The 16,051-nt window shown below is 56.1% G+C and carries 17 protein-coding genes; all 17 read right to left on the bottom strand.

The window, feature by feature from the left end:
• Position 1: 1 nt before the first annotated feature.
• Positions 2-526 carry a phosphoribosyltransferase gene (locus tag V7Q41_RS04040; RefSeq protein WP_333843095.1) on the bottom strand — a complete coding sequence of 175 codons (525 nt, stop codon included), beginning with the start codon at positions 524-526 and terminating at the stop codon, positions 2-4.
• An 18-nt stretch (positions 527-544) separates the two neighbouring features.
• Positions 545-1,897, bottom strand: coding sequence for an adenylosuccinate synthase (locus V7Q41_RS04035; protein WP_442918792.1), 1,353 nt, complete (start codon positions 1,895-1,897; stop codon positions 545-547).
• 21 nt (positions 1,898-1,918) lie between these two features.
• Entirely contained in the window at positions 1,919-3,085 is a 1,167-nt protein-coding gene (locus tag V7Q41_RS04030) for an ATP phosphoribosyltransferase regulatory subunit (RefSeq protein ID WP_333843093.1), read from the bottom strand.
• A 49-nt stretch (positions 3,086-3,134) separates the two neighbouring features.
• On the bottom strand, positions 3,135-3,329 hold the full coding sequence (locus tag V7Q41_RS04025) for a DUF2065 domain-containing protein (RefSeq protein WP_333843089.1): 195 nt from the start codon (positions 3,327-3,329) through the stop codon (positions 3,135-3,137).
• Between the two features lie 12 nt (positions 3,330-3,341).
• A complete protein-coding gene (hflC, locus tag V7Q41_RS04020) occupies positions 3,342-4,250 on the bottom strand; it encodes a protease modulator HflC (protein WP_333843086.1) in 909 nt (302 codons plus the stop codon).
• 14 nt (positions 4,251-4,264) lie between these two features.
• Complete coding sequence (gene hflK / locus V7Q41_RS04015) at positions 4,265-5,629, bottom strand: FtsH protease activity modulator HflK (RefSeq protein WP_333843156.1); 1,365 nt, start codon at positions 5,627-5,629, stop codon at positions 4,265-4,267.
• A gap of 65 nt (positions 5,630-5,694) precedes the next feature.
• Positions 5,695-6,858 carry a GTPase HflX gene (gene hflX / locus V7Q41_RS04010; protein WP_442918791.1) on the bottom strand — a complete coding sequence of 388 codons (1,164 nt, stop codon included), beginning with the start codon at positions 6,856-6,858 and terminating at the stop codon, positions 5,695-5,697.
• A gap of 68 nt (positions 6,859-6,926) precedes the next feature.
• Positions 6,927-7,193, bottom strand: a complete 267-nt coding sequence (hfq, locus tag V7Q41_RS04005) for an RNA chaperone Hfq (RefSeq protein ID WP_108282567.1) — start codon at positions 7,191-7,193, stop codon at positions 6,927-6,929.
• Positions 7,194-7,260: 67 nt separating this feature from the next.
• On the bottom strand, positions 7,261-8,601 hold the full coding sequence (gene der / locus V7Q41_RS04000) for a ribosome biogenesis GTPase Der (protein ID WP_333843078.1): 1,341 nt from the start codon (positions 8,599-8,601) through the stop codon (positions 7,261-7,263).
• A gap of 24 nt (positions 8,602-8,625) precedes the next feature.
• Positions 8,626-9,762 carry an outer membrane protein assembly factor BamB gene (gene bamB / locus V7Q41_RS03995; RefSeq protein ID WP_333843076.1) on the bottom strand — a complete coding sequence of 379 codons (1,137 nt, stop codon included), beginning with the start codon at positions 9,760-9,762 and terminating at the stop codon, positions 8,626-8,628.
• Positions 9,759-10,430, bottom strand: coding sequence for a YfgM family protein (locus V7Q41_RS03990; RefSeq protein ID WP_333843073.1), 672 nt, complete (start codon positions 10,428-10,430; stop codon positions 9,759-9,761). The genes bamB and V7Q41_RS03990 overlap by 4 nt, the downstream gene beginning before the upstream one ends.
• 56 nt (positions 10,431-10,486) lie before the next feature.
• Positions 10,487-11,764 (bottom strand): histidine--tRNA ligase, encoded by a 1,278-nt coding sequence (gene hisS, locus V7Q41_RS03985; protein WP_333843154.1) that lies wholly within the window; start codon positions 11,762-11,764, stop codon positions 10,487-10,489.
• A 119-nt stretch (positions 11,765-11,883) separates the two neighbouring features.
• Positions 11,884-13,143, bottom strand: coding sequence for a flavodoxin-dependent (E)-4-hydroxy-3-methylbut-2-enyl-diphosphate synthase (gene ispG / locus V7Q41_RS03980; protein ID WP_333843070.1), 1,260 nt, complete (start codon positions 13,141-13,143; stop codon positions 11,884-11,886).
• Entirely contained in the window at positions 13,133-13,786 is a 654-nt protein-coding gene (locus V7Q41_RS03975) for a helix-turn-helix domain-containing protein (RefSeq protein ID WP_333843067.1), read from the bottom strand. The genes ispG and V7Q41_RS03975 overlap by 11 nt, the downstream gene beginning before the upstream one ends.
• 59 nt (positions 13,787-13,845) lie before the next feature.
• Entirely contained in the window at positions 13,846-14,394 is a 549-nt protein-coding gene (locus V7Q41_RS03970) for a tetratricopeptide repeat protein (protein ID WP_333843064.1), read from the bottom strand.
• Positions 14,391-15,521 (bottom strand): 23S rRNA (adenine(2503)-C(2))-methyltransferase RlmN, encoded by a 1,131-nt coding sequence (rlmN, locus tag V7Q41_RS03965; protein ID WP_333843061.1) that lies wholly within the window; start codon positions 15,519-15,521, stop codon positions 14,391-14,393. The genes V7Q41_RS03970 and rlmN overlap by 4 nt, the downstream gene beginning before the upstream one ends.
• A gap of 44 nt (positions 15,522-15,565) precedes the next feature.
• Complete coding sequence (gene ndk / locus V7Q41_RS03960; RefSeq protein WP_333843059.1) at positions 15,566-15,988, bottom strand: nucleoside-diphosphate kinase; 423 nt, start codon at positions 15,986-15,988, stop codon at positions 15,566-15,568.
• Positions 15,989-16,051 lie beyond the last annotated feature (63 nt).

Raw genomic sequence — 16,051 nt, 5'->3', positions numbered from 1 at the left:
ATTAAACCTTCCACTTCTCCAACAAAGCCGCGGGGCGCATGTTGTCATACGGCTCAAACGGTTGGTGAATCCATGGGTTGGTGGGCAAATAATCCACCGAAAAGTCTGGAGCGAAGGCAGACACACCTTTGGTCCAAATCACAGCAGTGCGCATCTCGGTGATGGGCGCGTAGTTGTTTTTGAGTTGGTCCACCACGGCCTTCAAGGTGTGGCCAGTGTCAGCCAAGTCATCCACCAACAACACACGTCCTGCAATTTCGCCTTTGGGTGTGGTGATGAAGCGGGCAATGTCCAAGTGGCCTTGCACCGTACCTGCATCAGCGCGGTATGAACTGGTGGACATGATGGCCAAGGGCTTGTCGAAAATGCGCGACAAAATATCACCTGGGCGCATGCCACCTCGCGCCAAGCACAAGATGGTGTCAAATTCCCAGCCTGATTGGTGAACTTTGATGGCGAGTTTTTCAATCAGGTTGTGGTACTCGTCGTAGGACACGTACAAGTGTTTGCCGTCTTCAGTCAACATGGTTGGATCCTTTAAAAATTAAGCGATGTAGGGGTGGGTCAGCAAGATCGTGTGATCGCGGTCTGGGCTGGTAGACACCATGTGGATGGGCACGCCTGTGGTTTGGGCAATGCGGTTGAGGTAATGTTGAGCGGCCTTGGGCAGCTGGTTGTAGTCGGTCACGCCCACGGTGGTATCGCTCCAGCCGGGAATGGTTTCGTAGATGGGCTTGCAACGCGAGATCTCGTCTGCACCCATGGGCAAGATGTCGATGGTTTGACCATCCAGTTCGTAGCCCACACACAAGCGCAGCTCAGTCAAACCATCGAGCACGTCGAGCTTGGTGATGCACAAGCCTGTGAGGCCGTTGACTTGCGCGCTGCGCTTGAGCAAGGCTGCATCAAACCAACCGCAGCGGCGTGCACGACCCGTGGTCGTGCCCTTTTCTGCGCCAACCGTGGCCATGTGGTAGCCGGGCGTGCCCTCGACTTCCCAATCGAGTTCGGTGGGAAACGGACCGCCGCCCACGCGGGTGCAATACGCCTTGGTGATGCCCAAGATGTAGTGCAGCATGCCAGGACCCACGCCCGCGCCGGCAGATGCGTTGCCCGCCACGCAGTTGCTAGAGGTGACAAACGGGTAAGTGCCGTGGTCCACGTCAAGCAAGGTGCCTTGTGCGCCCTCAAACAGCAGGTTGGCACCTGCTTGGTGGGCTTCGTTCAACTCACGCGAGACGTCGGCCACCATGGGCAAGATGTCTTTGGCATAGGCCATGGCTTCGTTGTAGACGACATCAAAGTCCACTGCAGGGGCGTGCAAGATGTCGGTCAACACATGGTTGTGCAGATCGAGGTTTTCGCGCAGTTTGGTGGCGAAGCGCTCGGGGTGCTTCAAGTCTTGCACACGCAAGGCGCGGCGTGCAATTTTGTCTTCGTAAGCGGGACCAATGCCGCGGCCTGTGGTGCCAATCTTGGCTGTGCCTGCTTTTTCTTTGGCGGCTTCACGCGCGATGTCAATCGCAGCATGGTAGGGCAAGATCAAGGGACAGGCTTCACTGATGCGCAGGCGTGAGCGGACTTCAACACCTGCTTTTTCAAGGCCTGCAATTTCTTCGAGCAGCTTAGGGGCTGACAACACCACACCGTTGCCGATGTAGCACTTGACGCCAGGGCGCATGATGCCACTGGGGATCAAATGGAGGGCAGTTTTCACACCGTTGATGACCAGGGTGTGGCCCGCGTTGTGGCCGCCTTGAAAGCGCACCACGCCCGTGGCGGTCTCGGTCAACCAATCGACCAATTTGCCTTTGCCCTCGTCACCCCATTGGGTGCCGACGACCACGACATGACGGCCTTTGGTTGCGGCCACAGTTTGTCCTTGGGTAGTGCTCATTTCTACTCGATTACTTATAAATTAAAGGGCTTGAACAGCGGGAACAGCTTGAACTGTCCACTGATCTGCAACTTCGATCAGTTCACGATCGCAGTTGAATTCATCAACTTCACTCTCATGTCCTGGCAACACACAGACCACGGTTTCGCCCCTGGCACGCAAGGTGACAATGGCCTCTAGCAAACCGGGGGCAGTGCCCCAAGGCGCACGAATGGCGGCTTTGAGGGTGCGCACGGGCACCACGCTGACCAATTCTTTGAGGTCCAAACTGAAACCCACGGCCGGACGTTTACGGCCAAACACGGCACCCACTTCGTCGTAGCGTCCACCGCGCACCAATGCGTCGCTGGCCCCTTGTACATAAATGGCAAAACGCACACCGCTGTAATAGGCATAGCCGCGTAACTCAGCCAAGTCAAACGTGATGACCTCGTTGCGCAAGTGGGCTGCAATTTGGCGCATCTCTGCCAAGGCTTGCAAAACCACGGGCCATGCGGCAAAGGCGTTTTCAGCTTGGTTCAACACCTCAGCGTCCCCGTACATACCAACCAAGGTTACAAGAGCCTCACGCAGGTTTGCTGGCAAATCTTTGGCGAGGGTTTGAATGGCTGAGGCGTCTTTGGCCGCCAAAGCACTGTGCAAGGCATCACGCTCTTGTGAGCTCAAGCGCACGCCAGCCAACAAAGCAGGCACGATGCGGGCATCGCTCAAGTCGACCGAGAATTGATGCAGGCCCACAGCCCTCAAGCTGTCGAGCCCCAAATGCAACACCTCGAGATCTGCTTCAATGCCTACATGACCATAAATTTCAGCCCCAAACTGCAAAGGCTCGCGGGTGGCAAACGGCCGGTTGGGGCGCGTGTGAAGCACGGGGCCGCAATAGCACAGGCGTGTTATCCCCACACGATTGAGTAGGTGGGCATCAATGCGGGCAACTTGAGGTGTGGTGTCCGCGCGCAAACCCAAAGTGCGGCCAGAGAGTTGATCGACCAGCTTGAAGGTTTGTAAGTCAAGGGCGCGGCCTGTGCCAGACAGCAAAGATTCGAGGTGTTCAAGCAGCGGCGGCATGACCAGCTCGTAGCCATAGGACCTCGCGGTGTCAAGATACAAACGACGCAGCTCTTCGATGTGCCGGGCCTCAGAAGGCAGAACATCGGCGATGTGATCCGGCAGAACCCAAGCAGACATGTAATTGAGGGGGGCTGTTAAAACCGAGATTTTACAGGGCTTATCGCGCTCAACCCAGCCATCCGAGCATCAAAAGACCCGCGACGATGCATGCCAAGCCAAAAAAACGAATCTGCCCGTCTTGCAGCATCATGAGTTGCGCCATTTTGTCTCGCCAACCTTGAGGCGACATGAACGGAAAGATGCCTTCAAAAATCAGCAGCATCCCGAACGCGACCCACAGCGTGTCGCTGTCAAAGCTCATACCCAGGGCCTGTTACTTTCTAGGCGCTGGTGCGCTGCCACTGCCGCTGCCGCGCAGGGCTTTGAAGAAGTCGCTCGATGGGTCCACCACCATCACGTCGCTCTTTTTGCTAAACGTGGTTTTGTAGGCCTCTAAGCTGCGATAGAACTGCGCAAAGTTGGCATCACGGCCAAACGAATCAGCATACAAACGGGCGGCTTCGGCATCGCCCTCACCTTTGATTTTTTGCGCTTCACGGTAGGCATTGGCCACAGTCACTTCGCGCTGGCGATCGGCATCCGCACGGATTTTTTCACCCTCAGCAGCACCAGTAGAACGCAACTCGTTGGCCACGCGCTTGCGCTCAGCTTCCATGCGGCGGTAAACCGATTCTGTGATGGCATCCACATAGTCAGCGCGCGTGATACGCACGTCAATCACGTCCACGCCCCAGGGCTTGGCGCCTTTGACTGCAGCCAAGACTTCACGCTTGACATCGGCCAACAACTCATCGCGCTTGAGCGAGAGCAGCTCTTTGACGGTACGTTTGTTGATTTCTTCTTGGAACGCGTTGCGCACCACGCGTGCCAATTGAACAGCGCCTGCGTTTTCGTCTAATCCCACGTTTCGGATGTACTGCGATGGGTCTGTGATGCGCCAACGGGCATACCAGTCGATCACCACACGTTGCTTTTCAGCAGTCAGCATGGGCTCGGTGTCGGCGTTGTCAAGCGTGAGCAAACGCTTATCGATGTAGCTGACATTTTGGAAAGGCGGCGGCAACTTGAAGTTCAAGCCAGGCTCGGTGATGACGTTTTTAATTTGGCCAAAGGAATACACCACGCCAAATTGACGTTGATCCACCACAAACAGCGTGGAGCTCAACAAGGCCAAAGCCACGAAACCAGAGGAAATGTAGAGACCAATTTTATTTTGTTGCATGTTCTTATCCCCTATCAACGGCCATCACGGTCGCGAGAGCGGCCATCACGTGCGCGAACATCGCCAGCAGGCGCGCTGGGGTTGTTCGCGGCATTGTTTTGAGCAGCGTCAACGGCAACAGCCGGTGCGACACTTGTTTGGCCCGCTTGTTGGATGATTTTGTCCAAAGGCAGATACAACAAGTTTGAACCTTGCTTGGTATCCACCAAAATCTTGGTGGTGTTGGTGTAAATTTGTTGCATGGCGTCGATGTACATACGGTCACGCATGACTTGTGGGGCTTTTTGGTATTCACCCACCAAAGACTTGAAGCGTTGCGCATCACCCTCGGCTTGCGCCACGATACGGGCTTTGTAGCCATCGGCTTCTTGCTTCAGACGTGAAGCAGCACCCACGGCACGAGGCACCACATCATTGGCATAGGCTTCCGCTTCATTTTTGGCGCGTTCGCGTTCTTGGCCAGCTTTGAGCACGTCGTCAAAGGCAGCTTGCACTTGTTCTGGAGGGCGCACACCGCCCTGCTGCAAGTTGATGCCCACCACTTCAACGCCCACTTTGTATTGATCCAAGATGGCTTGCATGATGGTGCGGATGCGTGGACCAATTTGGTCACGCTCGTCAGACATGGCCGCATCCATCTTCATCTTGCCCACCACTTCGCGCACCGCTGTTTCGGCCGCTTGCACCACGGTGTCGGTGGGGTTTTTGGTTTCAAACAAATAGGCCCGTGCATCAGTGAGGCGGTATTGAACCGCAAACTTGATTTCGAGAATATTTTCGTCTTCGGTGAGCATGGCCGATTCGCGCAAGCCCGTCGATTTGACAATGGTGTCACGGCCGACATCGACCGAGCGAATTTGCGTCACAAACACCAACTCTTGTCGCTGAAACGGATAAGGCAGGCGCCAGTTGAAACCGGCTCCCACGGTGGAGTGATATCGGCCAAACTGCGTGATCACGGCTTGCTGGCCTTCTTGCACGATGAAAAATCCAGTGCTCAACCAAATGGCCAAAACCACTGCGCCAATTACGCCCAGTCCCAAACGAGGGAATTTGAAATTGGGCCCTGTAGGACCGCCGTTGTTGTTGGGAGGCTCAAAGCCGCTTTTTTTGTTGCCGAATAGGCCAGCCAGCTTGGCGTTGAAATCGCGCCACAGCTCATCCAAATCGGGTGGACCGCCCGCGCCATGGGTGGGGCGCTTGGGCTCTTCTTGGGGCTTTTGACCGTCGCTGGAAGGCGGGATGGGATGCGTGCCTTTGGGGTCAAATGTGGGATTGCCATCTTTGTCGCGGCCCCAGCGGCCATCGTTGAGGTTGAACATGCCGAGCAGTCGCGCACGCCAAGATTGGGGGCTGACCGTGTGGGTGTTGGAATTCATGCGCATGGTTGTTATTTCTAAGAAGTATGAGATTGTGCCTAAGGTTTCGAGCCTTATCCCAATCCCTACGAATTAACATGGTCATCGGGCATGCTGGACATGGCTTTTTGTGCCAAAAAATCACGCAAAGCCGCCAACCCCTCCCCCGTCTGAGCACTCACAAAAAACCGAGGAACGCTCAGGCCATCCACGTTGAAATGGTCAAGTAACTGAAAAGGACGGATCTCAGGGCTCATGGCATCGAGCTTGTTAAAAACCAGCACCTGCGGCACATCTGCAGCACCAATCTCGACCAAAACCTTGTGAACCTCGTCCATTTGTTCGGGATAGTTGATGTTGGAGGCATCCACCACATGCATGAGCAGCGTGGCATCGGCAGCTTCTTGCAAAGTGGCTTGAAAGGCATCGATCAAGCCGTGCGGCAAATCGCGAATGAAGCCCACCGTGTCTGACAGCGACACCGAACGGCCTGTGCCGTCTGCGTTACCCAAATACAACTGGCGCGTGGTGGTATCAAGTGTGGCGAACAGTTGGTCAGCTGCATATGCACGTGCTTTGACCAGTGCGTTGAACAAGGTGGACTTGCCGGCGTTGGTGTAGCCCACCAAAGAAATGGTGAAGGCATCGCGTCGGTTGCGTTGGCGGCGTTGGGTGTTGCGTTGCTTTTTGACTTTTTCAAGTCGCTCGCGGGTACGCTTGATGGAATCGTTGATCATGCGGCGGTCCAGCTCAATCTGGGTCTCACCGGGGCCACCACGCATGCCAATGCCGCCGCTTTGACGCTCCAAGTGCGACCAACGGCGCACCAAGCGTGTGCTGAGGTAGTGCAGCTTGGCCAACTCCACTTGCAACTTGCCCTCGTGGCTGCGTGCGCGTTGAGCAAAAATTTCCAAAATCAACAAGGTGCGGTCGTTCACCGCCACGCCCATGTGGCGCTCCAGATTGCGTTGCTGCGCGGGGCTGAGCGACTGGTCAAACAAAATCTCGGAGGCCCCATGCATGAGGGCCAGCTCTTTGATTTCATCGGCTTTGCCGCTGCCCACAAACAGCGCGGCATCGGGGGCTTTGCGTTTGCAAGTGATGCGAGCGACTGGCGTCAAGCCTGCGGTTTCGGCCAAAAGGCCCAGCTCTTCGAGCTCACCATCGAAATGCGGCAAGCCGAAATCGACGCCTACCAAAATAGTCAGGCCGGGGGTCGTTGGTGTGGTGTCGTTCAAGCGTTCAGTCAAAAAAAGAGACGGTCAAGGAGAGGCGTAAAAAAAGGGCTGAAACAGCCCTTTTTGCAGAGCGTTCAAGCTCAGACTTCAGGCGAACTGCCAGTGCCGTCGGTGGGGTTGAAGTTGACAGCGCGGCCGGGCACGATGGTGGAAATGGCGTGTTTGTAAACCATTTGCGTCACGGTGTTGCGCAGCAACACCACATATTGGTCAAACGATTCGATTTGGCCTTGAAGCTTGATGCCGTTGACCAAATAAATGGACACGGGCACGTGCTCGCGGCGCAGGATGTTCAAAAATGGGTCTTGCAACAGTAGGCCTTTGTTCTTTGAGTTGTCGGTGTTCACGATATGCTCCGTGTCTGATGGATTAAAAGAAATCCCACGTTACCACAGAGCTAAAAGGCTCATCACATCAATCGTCTTTGCCTGCGTAGGGATTACTGGAGGTCTTCATCTCAATGCGCAGGGGAGTCCCTTCTAGATTAAAGGCTTTGCGAAAGCGCCCTTCCAAAAAGCGTTTGTAGGTTTCTGTGACGTGCTCGAGCGAGTTGCCATGAATCACGATGATGGGCGGATTCATGCCACCTTGGTGCGCATAGCGCAACTTGGGGCGGTACATACCGCCGCGCTGAGGCGATTGAAACTGCACGGCTTCCAGCAACAAACGGGTGAGCAATGGCGTTGGCATTTTGCACATGGCGGCCTTGTGGGCTTGGGCAATGGCGCCCCACAACGGGCCCAAACCTTGGCGCTTTTTGGCCGAGATGAAGTGCATGGCAGCAAACTTCAGAAAGGGCAAACGGGTCTCAATGGAGCGCATCAGCAATTCGCGCTGGTAAGCGTCCACCGCATCCCACTTGTTCACCGCCACCACCACGGCACGGCCGCTTTCCAAGATATAGCCCGCGATGTGGGCGTCTTGATCGGTCACACCTTGCGTCGCGTCAAGCAACAGCAGCACCACATTGGCTGACTCAATGGCTTGCAGGGTTTTGACCACCGAGAACTTCTCAATGGCCTCAAACACTTTGCCCTTGCGGCGCAAACCCGCCGTGTCGATGAGCTCAAACATTTGGCCATTGCGCTCAAAAGGCACGCTGATGGCGTCCCGCGTGGTGCCAGGCATGTCAAAGGCCACCAAACGCTCTTCGCCCAACCAGGTGTTGATGAGGGTGGATTTACCCACATTGGGACGACCCGCCACCGCGAGTTTGATGATGCCGTTGTCAAGCGCCTCATCTTCCTGTGTGGGGTCTGCCAAGTTCAAGGGCGCTAAGGCGCTGGCCATCATGTCCCGAATGCCTTGGCCGTGCGATGCGGACACTGGCAACACTTCGCCCAAGCCCAGCTCATAGAACTCGACCAACTGAGCGCCCTCTTTCATGCCTTCGGCTTTGTTGGCGACAAGAATTGTGGGTTTACCTAAACGTCGCAGGTAATTGGCAATGTCGTGGTCTTGGGCCGAAATGCCGCCACGGGCATCCACCACAAACACGACCACATCAGCTTCGGCCACGGCTTGCTGCGTTTGACGGGCCATCTCTTTGTAGATGCCTTGGTCAGCGGTAGGCTCGAAGCCGCCCGTGTCGATGACGATGAATTCGTGTTTGTCAAAACACGCGTTGCCGTAGTGACGGTCCCGCGTCAGGCCGGCAAAGTCGGCCACGATGGCGTCACGAGATTTGGTCAAACGGTTGAACAACGTGGACTTGCCAACGTTGGGGCGGCCCACCAGGGCCAATACGGGTTTCAAAAAATATTCCTTTAACGTTCCCAATTAAGGGATTTGGAGGCCTGTCACGCGACCTTCGCGTGTGACCACCACATACCGCCCAGCTGCCAAGACAGGGGCGGTTGCCAACGCATCAGAGTCAAGCTTGATTCGGTTGAGCAAAGCACCATCTGCCAGCGAAAGCAAATACAGCCAGCCACCGTTGTCAGCCACCAAAACACCACGCGGTGTAACCAACGGTGCGCTCAAGATGCGGTATTTCAAACGCTCGGTGTCCCACAGACGCTCGCCGGTGCTGCGACTCCATGCTTGCACCACGCCATTGGACAAAGGCGAAATGAGCTGAGTGGCATTGCCGCTCACCCCCATTTCACCTAAAGAGGGGCGGCTCCATAGGCCTTGGCCAAGTTCGGCATTGACACAACCGACCGCGGATTGGAAGGCGCGCACGCACACCACATCGCCCACGCGGTCAAAGGGGCCAACCAAGTCAACCAAACGCTCAATGTCGTTGGTGCCACGGGGTGTGGCAATGGCGGATTCCCAACGAATCACGCCGGTGTTGGGGTCAAGGCCCACCAATCGACCCGACAAGCCCACCACCAAGGTGTTTTTGAATGCCAACAACACACCAGCCTGTTTCAACACCAAAGGCTCGCCGGGCCGCTGTTGCGTCCACAGTTGGCGACCAGTCGCGCCATCAAACGCGATGACCGAACGATCAGCCGTCAGCACAAACACGCGAGCGCCTGCGACCAAGGGGGCAGTGAACGACTGGGCAGGCATGTTTTTGCGCCACTGCACTTTGCCGTCTTGCATCGCCACCAATTCGTTGTTGCGGGTCACCACAGCCAGTTGCTGGCCATCGCTACCAACGCCTGCAGAGATCGCTTGGCCTAGCTTCACACGCCAAATGTCTTTGCCTGTGTTGGCATCCAACACAATCACTTCGCCTTGGCTGTTGGCCAAGGCAATGCGCTCTTCGCGAGCTGACACCACCAAAGGAAAGTCGATCTTGCCCACGTTGGTGGTCCAGTTGCTGCGTATGTCTTGCAGCACGGGCACGCCTTGTATGTCCGTAGGTTTAGGACGCGAAGAACCTGCGCATGCGGTCAAGGCCAGGCAAACACCTGCGAGACATAAGCGCATCAGCAATAGCCAGCGAGACGATGTTGTATTCACTTTTTGCTCTCCACAGCAGGTGCATCTTCAGGGTCAGAGCCCAATGACGCCAACTTGACTGCCACCAAACGGCGGTACTCTGCGTTTGGCTCGAAGCCCTTCCACGCATTTTTATAGTGCTGGGCCGCTTCAGCAGGTTGGGCTTGCAACATGGCCAAATCTCCCAATCGGTCCGCCATCAACGGGGCAAAGGCTTCGGCGGTTTTGGCGCTGAGCAATTGGCGGGCTTCGTCATAGGCTTTGTCTTGCACCAACAATGCAGCCAAGCGCAGGCGAGCCAAAGCTTGATAGCCCTCATCGCTGGATTTGTCGATCACCCACGAGAGCTGCGCTTTGGCATCGGCTTTGCGGTCTTTGTCGTTGTAAACACGCGCAGCCAGCAAAGCAGCCTGTTGGGCGTAGGTGGTGCTGGCAAATTTATCTTTGATATCCGTCACCGAACGCTCAAACAAGGCAAGGTCGCCGCCCATGGCAGAGCGCTCCACCATGTCGTACAAGGCAGCAGCTTGCGTCGCCTGCTTGGCTGAATACGACTGCCACCCCATCCAAGCGGCATAGCCGCCCAATACGATGATCAGTGCCCAAGTGATGAGATCGCCCCAGCGCTTCCAAAAATGCTTGAGTTCATCCAGTTGTTCTTGTTCTTCAAGGTCGAGAGGTGATGCCATGGTGATAAAGGATTGACTAAAAATGAAGCGAATTGTAGGTTGAGGTCTCTTGGTGCCTAGGATTGCGTCGGCGTCACGCCCTGCGCCAGTTTGGCAGCCAGTTTGGCAGCCACATCAGCGAGAGGCCAAGCCTCTTGCGCACCTGCACCATCGCGCAGGGATTTGACGGTGAGCTCGCCACGCGCCAACTCATCGCCACCAAAAATCAGGGCGAAACGCGCACCGCTGGCATCGGCTTTTTTAAACTGCGATTTCATGCTGCCCATGCCCTGGGTCAGCCCTGCATGCATTTGGGCAGACATGCCTTGGGCGCGCAAGAGGTGGAGGATTTTGAACACCACAGGCAAGGCAGTTTCGTCGGGCACGATGGCGTAGACATCAGGGCCCACAGGCTCGGGCAACTTGCCCTGCTCTTTGAGCAACTCCAGCACACGCTCCACGCCCAAAGCCCAGCCCACAGCAGGTGCGGGTTTACCGCCCACTTGCTCAATGAGGTAGTCGTAACGGCCGCCACCGCAAATGGTGCCTTGCGAGCCCAAGCGGTCGGTCACGAACTCAAATACCGTGAGGTTGTAGTAGTCCATGCCACGCACCAAACGTGGGTTGATGCGGTAAGTGATCCCGTTCGCATCCAAAATGGCTTTGACAGCGTTGAAGTGAGCCAGCGATGTTTCGCCCAAGAAATCAATCAATTTCGGCGCCGCCTCCACCACCACTTGCATGGCTGGGTTTTTGGTGTCGAGGATGCGCAGGGGGTTGCTGTGCAAACGACGTTTGGCCTCTTCGTCCATGACATCGACATGGGCTTGGAGATGCGCAATCAAGGCTGTGCGATGGGCCGCCCGCTCATCGGGTTGGCCCAAGCTGTTGAGCTCTAGGCGCACATCGTGCAAACCCAGTTCTTGCCACAGCGTGGCTGCCAATAAAATAAGTTCGGCATCCACCTCAGCGCCGGGGAAACCCAAGGCCTCTGCCCCGATTTGATGAAACTGTCGGTAGCGACCACGCTGTGGTCGCTCGTGGCGAAACATCGGACCCATGTAGTACAGGCGTTTGCCACCGTCGTAGAGCATGTTGTGCTCGACCACCGCACGCACAACGCCTGCAGTGGCTTCTGGTCGCAAGGTGAGTTGCTCGCCGTTGAGACGGTCTTCAAAAGAGTACATCTCCTTTTCCACAATGTCGGTCACCTCTCCCAAACCCCGCACAAACAAAGCGGTGTGCTCAACAATGGGCGTGCGCAAGTTCAAGTAGGCGTGACGCGCCATCAGGCTGCGCACTTTATCTTCCAACCATTCCCAGTGCGCAGAGACTGGGGGAAGCAAGTCGTTCATGCCTTTGACCGCGGTGAGGGCTTGGGCCTTGCCAGGCTTACTTGAGTTCAAGGACTCGGCGCTGTGCTTGTGGGAGATTTCAGAGGTCACTTTTCGATCCAGAGGTCTTCGCTAGGGGCTTAACCAAAGCGTTTTTCAATGTAGGTTTCAACGATTTGGTGAAATTCTTGCGCAATGTTGTCGCCGCGCAAGGTCATGGCTTTTTCGCCGTCAATAAACACAGGCGCAGCTGGCGCTTCACCACTGCCGGGCAGGCTGATGCCGATGTCGGCATGCTTGCTCTCGCCTGGGCCATTGACGATGCAGCCCATGACCGCCACCTTGAGGCTTTCGACCCCGGGGTATTGGGTACGCCACACGGGCATTTGGGCGCGCAAGAAGTCGTCAATCGACTTGGCCATTTCTTGAAAGGTGGTGCTGGTGGTGCGACCACAGCCGGGGCATGCGGTCACGCTTGGCACAAAGGTACGAAGACCCAAGGCTTGCAAAATTTCAGAGGCAATCACCACCTCTTGCGTGCGAGCTTCGCCCGGTTGCGGTGTGAGCGACACACGGATGGTGTCGCCAATACCCTCTTGCAACAAGATGGACAAGGCCGTGGCCGAAGCCACTGTGCCCTTTGTGCCCATGCCCGCTTCGGTCAGGCCCAAATGCAACGCATAGTTGCAGCGCTTAGCCAGTTCGCGATAGACAGCAATGAGGTCTTGCACACCACTGACTTTGCAACTGAGCAAAATTTGGCTTGCCGACATGCCCATGTGCTGAGCCAAGGTCGCTGAGTCGATGGCGGAGGTAATCAAAGCCTCGTACATCACTTGCTTGGCCTCGAAGGGTTGGGCACGCTGGGCGTTTTCGTCCATCAATTTAGCCAACAACTCTTGGTCCAGGCTGCCCCAGTTCACACCAATGCGCACCGGCTTGTCGTAGCGCATGGCTGCCTCAATCATTTGGCCAAACTGTTTGTCGTGTTTGTCGCCTTTGCCCACGTTGCCTGGGTTGATACGGTACTTGGACAGCGCCTGCGCGCAGTCGGGAAAATCAGTCAGCAAGCGGTGGCCGTTGTAATGAAAGTCACCGACCAAGGGAACGTTGACGCCCATGCGGTCGAGTTGCTCGCGCACATGGGGCACGGCTGCTGCAGCTTCAGGCGTGTTGACCGTGATGCGCACCAGTTCGGAACCTGCCAGGGCCAGTTCTTTGACTTGAATCGCGGTCCCAATCACGTCTACCGTGTCGGTGTTGGTCATGGACTGCACACGCACTGGCGCGTCGCCACCGACGGTCACCACATGGTCGCCCCACGCCACACGGGCTTGAAGGCTGCGACGTGCTTTGGGCTGCGACAGGTCAATGCCATGCGTCTGTTCGTTATTTGCCATAAGAAACTCCTGATGCACTTGCGGGTATGGCCGCGCTGGCAGCTTGTGCAGTAACTGCTGCGGAATGGACCGTGGTCAACACCATCTGGCCAGACTTGAGATCCAACACAGGTGGCAACTCTTGAGAAGAAGGCAAGGCTAATGTTGGACGAGCCACTGGCTCCACCAACGTCGCCGCAGCAGCTTGGTCTTTGAAGACCAACAAGCCATGAATTTCAGGCCATAGGCCAATCATCAATGCCAATGCCAAAACCACCAAAGCCGCCCAACGCATGGGTGTCAAAATTCGGGTCACGGCCAAAAAGTTGGACTGTGGCAAAAAAGACGGGCGGTCTAAGGGAAAGTCCAAACCGCGCTCGTTTTTTGGCGCTAAACGCGACACATCTTGGTTGGGCAACAAGGCCAACACAGTTGCAGCATCCACCTTGAGCTGACGACACACGGCCAATGCCAGTGCACGGGCAAACATGGCATCGGGCAACTCATCCAAGCGGTCAGCCTCTAATGCTTCAAGCTTGGCGGGGGCTACACGCAGGGTCTGCGCCAAGACATCCAACTGAGCGCCATGGGCTTCGCGGTATTGCCTTAGCAAGTCTCCCGCGGTGGTGCTGGGAGTTGTGAATGTGGGTGTGTCTTCGGTCATCTAGCTTCAGTTTTTTGCGCATGCGTGGTGATCACGCCAAGTGGAAATGGGATGCTTGATTATTGCCCTGTCGGGCGCTGTTGGGGGTCGTTGGTGTGGGTGGCGCGTGATTTGCAAAACGCAATGGCCAGGCGTGTTTTGTCTGCTTGGCGATAGCTGGTCGGAGTCAAGGCGAGGTCAAACTGCGTTTGTGCTTCGTTAAATCGGTTTTGCTCGCACAAAAACCAACCGTAGTTGTGTTGAATGGCAGCCAATTCGGCCGAACGCACAGGAGGCTTTGAGGCCAGCAACATCGCTTGTTCAAAACTTGCCTGAGCCAACGCGGGGGATTTCTCGCGCTGGTGAATGAGGCCGAGCAAACTGTAGGCTTCGGGGAAATGCGGATCAATTTGCAAGGCAGCCCGCACTTCTTGGTGGGCCACCTCGGTTTGGTTTTGCTCGAAATAGGCACTGGCCAAACTCAAACGGCGCATGGCGCGCTGGCGGGTGTTGTCGGGTTGAGCTTGTGTGAGTGCGTCAAGTTGTGGCGACCCTGAGCTGCACGCGCTCAGACCCCATCCCCCAACAAGCACCGTGCTGGCGCAGGCTACCCAACGCCACACACTCATGACGGCACCTGCATGAGCGCAATCACTCGCTGTTTGGCCATGCGCTCATCCACCTTGGTGCGGTCTTTCACGTCACCCGCCAGCTGGCCACAGGCAGCGTCAATGTCGTCGCCGCGGGTTTTGCGCACCGTGGTGATGATGCCCGCTTCACTGAGCAGCGCGGCAAAGGTTTTGACGGTGGCTGCACTTGAGCGCGTGAGGCCTGAGGCGGGAAATGGGTTGAACGGAATCAGGTTGAACTTGCAAGGTACAGACTCAGCCAAACCTCGCTTTGGCTTGACCAAATCAATCAACGCTTGTGCGTGTTCGGGTTGGTCGTTGACACCGTCCAACATGCAATATTCGAAGGTGATGAAGTCGCGTGGCGCGTGGGCCAAGTAGCGGCGACATGCATCCATCAATTCATGCAAAGGGTATTTGCGATTCAGCGGCACCAGGTTGTCACGCAAGGCATCGGTGGGCGCATGCAATGACACAGCCAAAGCCACGGGTGCATCGAGGCCCAAACGGTCCATCATCGGCACCACGCCCGAGGTGGACACCGTCACGCGTCGGCGCGACAGACCATAGCCATGATCGTCCAACATCGCATGCAAAGCTGGCACCAAAGCGCTGTAGTTTTGCAGTGGCTCACCCATGCCCATCATCACCACGTTGGAGATCACGCGCTCGCTGGTGTTGAGCTGCTTGCGCAGCGTGTGCTCGGCAAACCAGAGCTGCGACAAGATTTCACCCGTGGTGAGGTTGCGGCTAAAGCCTTGGTGCCCTGTGGAGCAAAAGCGGCAGCCCACAGCACAACCGGCTTGCGACGAGATGCACAAGGTGCCTCGGTCGTCTTCGGGAATGAACACGGTTTCAACGGCGTTGCCGTCGCCCACGTCGAACAACCACTTGATGGTGCCGTCTGCAGAGTCGTGCCTAGACATGGGGGTGAGTGGCTGAACCTGGGCGCAGGTTTTGAGCTTCTCGCGCAGCGACTTGGCGAGATCAGACATCTGATCAAAGTCTTGTGCGCCTTTTTGGTGTATCCACCGAAACAACTGTGTGGCGCGAAAGCGTTTCTCGCCCAAGCGCTCACAAAAAACGGCCAAACCGTCGAGATCAAAATCAAGCAGGTTGGCCGTCATTTTTTTGCAAAGGCGCAGCTGTCAGCAGCAACGCCAAATGCCTCTTAGTGACCGTAAACGTTCATGCCGGCGAAGAAAAAGCCAATTTCAACCGCGGCAGTCTCAGCAGCATCAGAACCGTGCACAGCGTTGGCATCGATGCTGTCAGCAAAATCAGCGCGGATGGTGCCAGGCGCTGCGTCTTTGGGGTTGGTAGCACCCATCAAATCACGGTTTTTCAAAATTGCGCCTTCACCTTCGAGCACCTGAATCATGACAGGGCCAGAGACCATGAAGTCAACCAAATCTTTGAAGAAAGGACGCGCTTTGTGCACAGCATAGAACGCTTCTGCTTCGCCACGTGACAGGTGAGCCATGCGAGCAGCCACAACTTTCAAGCCAGCCGCTTCAAAACGCGCGTAGATTTGGCCGATGACGTTCTTGGCAACTGCGTCTGGCTTGATGATGGAGAGAGTACGTTCGGTCATTTGGATTTTCCCTGTATTGACTGTGATTGAAACTTTTTAACCGCGATGTGCGAAGCCTTGTAT

The organism is Limnohabitans sp. (genome assembly GCF_036804465.1).
Taxonomy (GTDB): Bacteria; Pseudomonadota; Gammaproteobacteria; order Burkholderiales; family Burkholderiaceae_C; genus Limnohabitans.
This window is presented reverse-complemented; position numbering and strand designations above follow the sequence as displayed.